Here is a 256-nt window from a genome sequence, read left to right on the forward strand (position 1 = left end):
GACCTCGGCTGAGGTCCGTAAAATGAGCTACACTGGGCGAGTGCCGACCTCCGGCACGATTGGTCTGGAGATTGATCGGCTCGTCACCGAGCTGATCGGCGCTGGGATCCTGCCGGCCAATTCCAAGTTCCCACAGCGGCAGCCGAGCCAGTCGGATCTGCTCACCGCGTCAACAGATACAACTAGTTAGCGTGCGCTAACTAATGATAGCGAACGCTAGTGCCGCTAGTGCCGCTAGTGCCGCTAGTGCCGCTAG

General features: G+C 59.8%; 1 protein-coding gene. It reads left to right on the forward strand.

Going from position 1 to position 256, the window contains the following annotated elements; all coding sequences use genetic code 11:
- Positions 1–190: hypothetical protein (locus QWZ14_RS09055; protein WP_290316309.1), on the forward strand; the 190-nt coding region annotated here is incomplete at its 5' end.
- Positions 191–256 lie beyond the last annotated feature (66 nt).

Source organism: Paeniroseomonas aquatica, from assembly GCF_030409335.1.
Classification (GTDB): Bacteria; Pseudomonadota; Alphaproteobacteria; order Acetobacterales; family Acetobacteraceae; genus Belnapia; species Belnapia aquatica.